A 7198-nucleotide genomic window follows, 5' to 3' on the forward strand; every position below is an offset into this window, starting at 1 on the left:
TTACGCAACGAAATTCTATTTCCAAAACGGGGCCATCTGGGCTAAAAGTTAGGAAAGCGTGAATTTCAGGGGCGTAAGGACCGGCACATGTCTTCGGGTTGGACATCCTTCAGAAGCCGATTCGGCAAGAAGCAGGAAGAGGCCATCATCGGCTCCCTGCCTGACAGAGGCGAGAGTGACGTGGCCGTCGCGGCGCCTGCCGCGGCGCCTCCGGAAAAGGGCGAGACGGTTGTCGTGCGCCCCAACGTGGCGCTCGATTCCGTCGGTCAGAAGAACGAGCTGATCCGCGTCCGCTTCGCCAACATGATCGACCGGCTGGAGGAGATCCGCAGCCTCAAGGAGGATTTCGCCCTCCTCAGCGAGCCCGTGAGCGACCTCATCCGCAGCTATCCGCAGCTTCAGTCGCGCCTCCTCGAAACCGAGGCCGTGCTCCGGCAGGAAACGGACACGACCGTGGCCCTGCGCCGGGAGCTCTCCGACCTCAGCGGCCTCCATGCCCGGACGGCGGACGACCTGACTTCCGCCGTTTCGCAGCTGCGCAAGGCCGAGTCGCGGGTTCGCGAGCAGGAATCCTTCATCGAGGACCTGCGCCTCAACGTGAAGGACAAGGAGGCCATCGTCGCCGACCTGGAGAACCAGCTCTCCATCGAGACCGAGCGCGCCCGCAACATCACGGAAGAGAACCAGGCCCTACGCCTCGAAGCCCAGGAGGCCGACCAGACGGTGGCCCGGGCCGAGCGGGAGCTCATCGAGACCCGCGAGCGCAACGGCCTGCTCGACCACGAGGTCAAGCGCCTGCAGAAGGTGGCGGAGGAGCAGAATTACCGCCTCTCCAGCCTGACCAATCGTTACGGCGAGCTTGAAAACCAGCTCGAGGCCACGCGCCAGCGCGCCTCCGAACTCGAAACCAAGCTGATGGCCGAGCAGGTGCTGCGCCAGCGCCTGGAAACACAGATCGATTCCGAGCGCTCCGCCCATCAGACCGATCTCTCGGCGCTCGACATGAAGATCGAGGGGCTCAACTCCCGTCTGGCCGCGACCGACAAGATCCTGGCCCATACCCGCGACCAGCTGCGCGACAAGAACGAGGCCCTGCGTGGTGTCGAGCGCAACCTGAAAGAGACGAGCATCGAGAAGAACACCCTCGACCGTCGCCTGGAGGCGACCCAGCAGGAGGTCGAGCGCCAGGTGGCCATGGTCAACGAGCTCCAGCGCTCGCGCATCGAGCTGCAGGAGCGTGTCGAGATGCTGGGCAAGGCCATCGCGGCCAAGGATTTCCAGATCGAAAGCTCCGACAACAAGGTAGCGAGCCTGTCCGAGCGCATCGACCAGGTCACCAAGCGCTTCGAGCAGGAGCGCAACACCCTGGAGGCCGCCAATCGCCGCCTGACCGAGGAACTGCAGAACGAGAAGGCCGAGCGCTCCCTCATGCAGGGCGCCCTCGAAATCGCCCGCGAGAGCCGCACCAAGATCCAGAAGAAATATGTGGCCCTGCGCAAAAAGACCCGCCTCGACACGCAGGAGGAGGACCCGACCCTCTTCGACGAGGACGAAATCGAGACGAATGTCCGGCCCCTGAAATCGCCGGACGCGGAGTAGCGTTTTACCTCCAGGGCCCCGCAGAGATGCGGGGCTTTTCTTTTTTCAGGCCGGACAAGCTCTCCATGCTGTCATCACCGGCCTTGAGCCGGTGATCTCGATCGGAGGGGTGGGCGTTTCAGATTCCCGGGATGGCCGGCACGGGGCCAGCCATGACGTGGGGATCGGCCGAGAGGCCTAAAACAACAATGCACCCGATGCAGACCGCCAATCATTCCGTGGGCCTTGGCGAACGAGAGGCCGCGCGCCACTTTGGCCCCATCATCGAATCGCAAACGCCTGCACGGCAGGCATGAAGGATCCCCACGATGGCTCAGCATCCAGCAATCGCCTCCGGCCGCGCCGCCGTCATCACTGGAGCCGCGAGCGGTATCGGGCTTGCGGCCGCCAAGCGGTTCGCGGAACTCGGCATGAAAGTCTGTCTCGCGGATCTCGAGGGCGACGCCCTCCGGCGCGCCGAGGAGGACGTGAGGCGCGTAGCCGGCAAGCCGGAGACCGTGTTGGCCGTCGCTACCGATGTCAGCCGGCTGGCAGACGTCGAAGCGCTCAGGGAGAAGGTCCATGCCGCCTTCGGCGAGGTGGCCCTGCTGATGAACAATGCTGGCACCGAGGGCGGCGGGGAGATGTTCGGCGATTTGCAGCGCTGGCACGCGATCCTGGAGACCAATCTCTGGGGTGTCATCAACGGCGTGCAGGTCTTCGCGCCGTCCATGATCGACCAGAAAACCCCGTGCGCGATCATCAATACCGGATCGAAGCAGGGCATCACCACACCGCCCGGCAACACGGCCTACAACATCTCCAAGGCCGGCGTGAAGGTTTTCACGGAAGGCTTGGCCCACGACCTGCGCAACAGGCCCAATTGCCGCGTGAGCGCGCATCTCCTCATCCCGGGCTTCGTCTATACGGGCTTTACCCGGGCGAGGGGCGTCACCGAGAAGCCGGCCGGCGCCTGGGCGCCGGAGCAGGTCGTCGACTTCCTCCTGCCGGCCCTTGAGCGAGGCGACTTCTACGTGCTCTGCCCCGACAACGAGACGACCCGGGAGATGGACGAGAAGCGTATCCGCTGGGCCGCCGAGGATCTCATTGAGAACCGTCCGCCGCTCTCGCGCTGGCATCCCGACTACAAGGATGCCTTCGCGAAGGTGATGGAAAGCTGAGAGGGTCGTCGTGAGCTTCGATCCGGCAGCCTTCCGCCGTCACGTCGGCAAGATCCTGGACGGTCACGCCAGGGCCTTCGGACTCCCCGATGAGCGGCATGCGATCCTGCGGCGCCAGATCGAAGCCGGGGACGACATCCATTCGCGCCGGACCTTCCCGGGCCATGTCACCACGTCGGCATTCATCCTCGACCAAAGGAGCCGGCGCGTCCTCCTGATCCACCATCGCTCCCTGGGGCGATGGCTGCAGCCCGGCGGCCATTATGAGCCCCCGGACGACCTCATGGGCTCAGCCCTGCGCGAGGCGGTGGAGGAGACCGGGATGCACGACCTTGTGATCGACCCGTGGCACCGGGAGACCGGGCTGCCCGTCGATATCGACAGCCATCGCATCCCGGCGCGGCCGGATCGGGACGAGCCCGAGCACTGGCATCACGACATCCGTTATGTGGTGAAGGCATCGGAGCAGAATGCTCTCCGTCCCGACCTGCGGGAGGTGCATGGCGCCGCGTGGCGCGACCTTCAGGAGCTCGAAACCATCGCCCCGCAGGGCCTGCGGAATATGCGCGCGCTCGGCCTCGTCGACCCCTGACAAGAGGCTTGGGCATGCTTACATCCTTCTCCAACATTCCTTGAAGGAGGCATGCGATGAACGATCAGGAACGGCAGGTCATCGACGATATCTTCCAGCGGCTCGAACAGGTGGCGAACCAGCCGCGCGACCCGGAGGCCGAGCGCTATATCGCCGAGAAGCTCCGCCAGCAGCCCTATGCGCCTTATGCCTTGGCCCAGGCGGTCTTCGTTCAGGAGCAGGCGCTGGGCAATCTCCAGGCCGACAATGAGCGGCTGCGCGCCGAGTTGGACCGGGTGAGCCGCCAGCCGCAGCAGCAGGGCGGCTTCCTGTCCAGCATCTTCGGCGGTGGTCCGTCGCGGCCGCCGGAGCCCGCCTACAATGCGCCGCCGCCCCGCCAGGCCTCGCCCTGGGGTCAGCCCCAGCCTCAACCGTATCCCCAGCAGCCCTATGGCGCGCCGCAGGGCGGCCCGATGGCCAGTCCCGGACCCTGGGGCGGCGGCATGCAGCGTGGCGGCGGAGGCGGGTTCCTTGGGACCGCGCTGACGACGGCGGCGGGCGTCGCGGGCGGCATGATGATCGCCAATGCCCTGAGCCATGCCTTCAGCGGCGACAACAATCCCTTGAGCAATGTGGCGTCGGCGGCCGGCCTGGGCGGTGCCGATCAGACGGCTGACGCCAGCAATGCCAGCTTCGGCAACATTACGGATGGGCTCTACCCGAACCAGAACCAAGAGCCGCAGGAAGACGACCAGCAGGACTTTTCCGACTTCGGCGGCGATGGGGGAGACGAGGGCGACTGGGCCTGAGGCCCTGTCGTCTGAAACCGCATCGTTCTCAAAAGCGAATGGCCGGGGCGAGCCCGGCCATCCTGCGCGACGGTAGACCGTGCGACGCGATCAGAGAACGACCACGCTCGTTCCGACCTTCACGCGGCTGTAGAGATCGGTCACGTCGTCGTTGAGCATGCGGATGCAGCCGGAGGAAACGGCCTGACCGATGGTGTGCGGCTCGTTGGTGCCGTGGATGCGGTAGAGCGTGGAGCCGAGATAGAGGGCGCGGGCGCCGAGCGGATTGTCCGGTCCGCCTTCCATGAAGCGGGGAAGGTCCGGGCGGCGGCGCAGCATGTCGGCCGGCGGACGCCAGGACGGCCATTCGCGCTTCATGGAAACGGTCTGCCGTCCACGCCACTCGAAGCCTTCGCGGCCGACGCCGATGCCGTAGCGAAGGGCACGGCCGCCTTCCTGCACGAGATAGAGGAACTTGCTGTTGGTATCGACCACGATCGTGCCCGGACGCTCCTTGCCCTGATAGGACACGAGCTGGCGCTGGAACTGCGGGGCGATCGCATAATCGATGCTGTTGTCGTAGCCCGTGCCGTTGCCGTAATCCTGCGGCAGGGAGGCGACGGTGCTGCCCGTGGTGGTCACGTCATAGGGATAGCCCGCCATGCGCTCGGCCCGGGAGGCGCGAGCCGACGGACGCGTCACGAGAGGATAGCTCTCACGGTAGCCGTCCTCCGTTCGGGCGTAGGGATAGTCATAGCCCGGAGCGATGTAAGTATTTCCGTAGAAATTGCCGTTTCCATAAACCGGCTGGGCCGAGGCGGCAGCCGGCAGCAGGACGGCCAGAAGCATTGCAGAGCAAGGGATCCAAGCGCGCATTGACGTTTCCTTATCGGTGATTTGCAGAATAAACGACAAGCGCGGCTTTTGTTTCCGCCAAGCTGGATGAATTTAAGCAGGAAGTGCAGGAGAGCTTTCCTGCCGATGCTGCGAAAAGGGGAGTGAACCGCTTCGGAAAGTGCGGTAAGAGCCTCTTCCTTCGACGGCGCTCATCCCGGACGCCCGCTTTCACATCATCGTGACATCATGAAATTCGGTCCCGCCCTCCGGGCGGCCGCAGGCATCGCGGTTCTCTCCATCATGGATGCGGTCATCAAGGGGATGTCCGCCTACTACCCGACCTTCCAGGTCGCGTTCCTTCGCTTCATGTGTGGAAGCATCGTCGTCGGCGGGGTCGTGGCCGTCCTCAAGCCCGGCTGGCCCAACCGGGAGACCGTCGCGGCCAATGCGGTCCGCTCCGTGATCGCGGTGATCACGGCCCTGAGCTTCTTCTATGCCCTGGGACAGTTGCCGCTCGCCGAGACCCTCGTGCTGTCGTTCCTGTCGCCGATGTTCATTGCCCTGTTCGGGATGCTGATGCTGCGCGAGAGGGTCGACAGCCGGATCGTCGGGGCCATCGGCATCGGATTTCTCGGAACCCTCGTGGTCGTCCTCGGCCAGACGGGGGAGGCCAGTGCGGCCCGCTCGTGGACGGGCGTCGGCGCGGCCCTGCTGTCGGCGATCACCTATGCCCTGAGCCTCGTGCTGCTGCGCCAGCGCGCCCAGCGGGACAAGTTCCTGCACATCGTCATCTTCCAGAATATGGGGCCGTTCCTCCTGGTGGCGCCCTTCGGTATCTGGGCGTGGCAGCCGCTGCATGTCGAGCACCTGGCTTGGTTCGCCCTGATGGGTGTTCTGGGCGTGATCGGCCACGTGCTCATGGCGACCGCCTATGCCAAGGCCGAGGCGGCGCGGCTGGCCCCGCTCGAATACACGGCGCTGATCTGGGCCGTGCTGATCGGCTACGGGGTCTTCAGCGAGATCCCCACCTGGGCGACCCTGGGCGGCGGCATCCTCATCGTGGCTGCGGCCGCCATGACGTCGCGGCGCTAGGGGCTTGCTCCGGCCGAAACCGCCCGCGCATGGATTTCAGGGCGGTCATGAAAGGATCATGACCGTTACCTACAAAGGGCTAGGGGCGTTTTTCTGACATTGCCCAAAGGGAAGGTCTCTTGACTCCCCTTCCGCATATGCCTATCTCGCGGCCAGCGTTAGCACTCGTCAACGAACAGTGCTAACAGCCAGGAGACCGGCGCGGCCAGAGGGGTCGCGCCTATCGTCAAAGGGGAAGTTCCATGAAGTTCCGTCCGCTGCACGACCGCGTTGTCGTCCGCCGCATCGAAGCCGAAGAGAAGACGGCCGGTGGCATCATCATCCCGGACACCGCCAAGGAAAAGCCGCAAGAGGGCGAAGTCGTCGCCGTCGGCCCCGGCGCCCGTGACGAGAGCGGCAAGGTCGTCGCCCTCGACGTGAAGGCCGGCGACCGCGTCCTGTTCGGCAAGTGGTCCGGCACCGAGGTGCGTATCGATGGCCAGGATCTCCTGATCATGAAGGAATCCGACATCATGGGCGTCGTCGCGAAGTAAGTTCGCCGAAAAGCCCTTATCCCGAATTTTTTGAACACAACCTGGAGGCAAAGCCCATGGCTGCCAAAGACGTTAAGTTCTCCTCCGATGCTCGCGACAAGATGCTGCGCGGCGTCGATATTCTGGCCGATGCCGTGAAGGTCACGCTGGGTCCCAAGGGCCGCAACGTGGTGATCGAGAAGTCCTTCGGCGCTCCGCGCATCACGAAGGACGGCGTCACCGTCGCCAAGGAGATCGAGCTCGCCGACAAGTTCGAGAACATGGGCGCCCAGATGGTGCGCGAAGTGGCCTCGAAGACCAACGACATCGCCGGTGACGGCACCACCACGGCGACGGTTCTGGCCCAGGCCATCGTTCGCGAGGGCGCCAAGGCGGTTGCCGCCGGCATGAACCCGATGGACCTCAAGCGCGGCATCGACATGGCCACAGCCGAGGCCGTGAAGGACATCCAGTCCCGCGCCAAGAAGGTGAAGTCCTCCGACGAGGTCGCCCAGGTTGGCACGATTTCCGCCAACGGCGACAAGGACATCGGCGAGATGATCGCCCATGCCATGCAGAAGGTCGGCAACGAGGGTGTCATCACCGTCGAGGAAGCCAAGACCGCCGAGACCGAGCTCG

Annotated in this window: 8 protein-coding genes; 7 read left to right on the forward strand and 1 reads right to left on the reverse strand. The window is 64.9% G+C overall.

The window, feature by feature from the left end; all coding sequences use genetic code 11:
* Positions 1-87 precede the first annotated feature (87 nt).
* From OC446_RS15005 to OC446_RS15020, 4 genes are all read left to right on the forward strand, one after another.
* Positions 88-1599, forward strand: coding sequence for a chromosome partitioning protein ParA (locus OC446_RS15005; protein WP_262029834.1), 1512 nt, complete (start codon positions 88-90; stop codon positions 1597-1599).
* Positions 1600-1907: 308 nt separating this feature from the next.
* Complete coding sequence (locus tag OC446_RS15010) at positions 1908-2759, forward strand: SDR family NAD(P)-dependent oxidoreductase (protein WP_262029835.1); 852 nt, start codon at positions 1908-1910, stop codon at positions 2757-2759.
* Between the two features lie 10 nt (positions 2760-2769).
* A complete protein-coding gene (locus tag OC446_RS15015) occupies positions 2770-3351 on the forward strand; it encodes an NUDIX hydrolase (RefSeq protein ID WP_262029836.1) in 582 nt (193 codons plus the stop codon).
* A 56-nt stretch (positions 3352-3407) separates the two neighbouring features.
* Positions 3408-4139, forward strand: coding sequence for a DUF2076 domain-containing protein (locus tag OC446_RS15020; protein ID WP_262029837.1), 732 nt, complete (start codon positions 3408-3410; stop codon positions 4137-4139).
* Positions 4140-4229: 90 nt separating this feature from the next.
* On the opposite strand, the gene OC446_RS15025 is transcribed toward OC446_RS15020, so the two are convergent.
* Positions 4230-4994, reverse strand: a complete 765-nt coding sequence (locus OC446_RS15025) for a L,D-transpeptidase (RefSeq protein ID WP_262029838.1) — start codon at positions 4992-4994, stop codon at positions 4230-4232.
* A gap of 207 nt (positions 4995-5201) precedes the next feature.
* Between OC446_RS15025 and OC446_RS15030 the strand changes: the two genes are divergently transcribed.
* The 3 genes from OC446_RS15030 to OC446_RS15040 form a co-directional block, all read left to right on the forward strand.
* Positions 5202-6047 carry a DMT family transporter gene (locus OC446_RS15030; protein WP_262029839.1) on the forward strand — a complete coding sequence of 282 codons (846 nt, stop codon included), beginning with the start codon at positions 5202-5204 and terminating at the stop codon, positions 6045-6047.
* 242 nt (positions 6048-6289) lie between these two features.
* Positions 6290-6580, forward strand: a complete 291-nt coding sequence (groES, locus tag OC446_RS15035) for a co-chaperone GroES (protein ID WP_203440895.1) — start codon at positions 6290-6292, stop codon at positions 6578-6580.
* A gap of 56 nt (positions 6581-6636) precedes the next feature.
* Positions 6637-7198 (forward strand): TCP-1/cpn60 chaperonin family protein (locus OC446_RS15040; protein ID WP_315986510.1); only part of this gene is annotated, 562 nt, incomplete at its 3' end.

Source organism: Microvirga sp. Mcv34 (assembly GCF_024519725.1).
GTDB lineage: Bacteria > Pseudomonadota > Alphaproteobacteria > Rhizobiales > Beijerinckiaceae > Microvirga.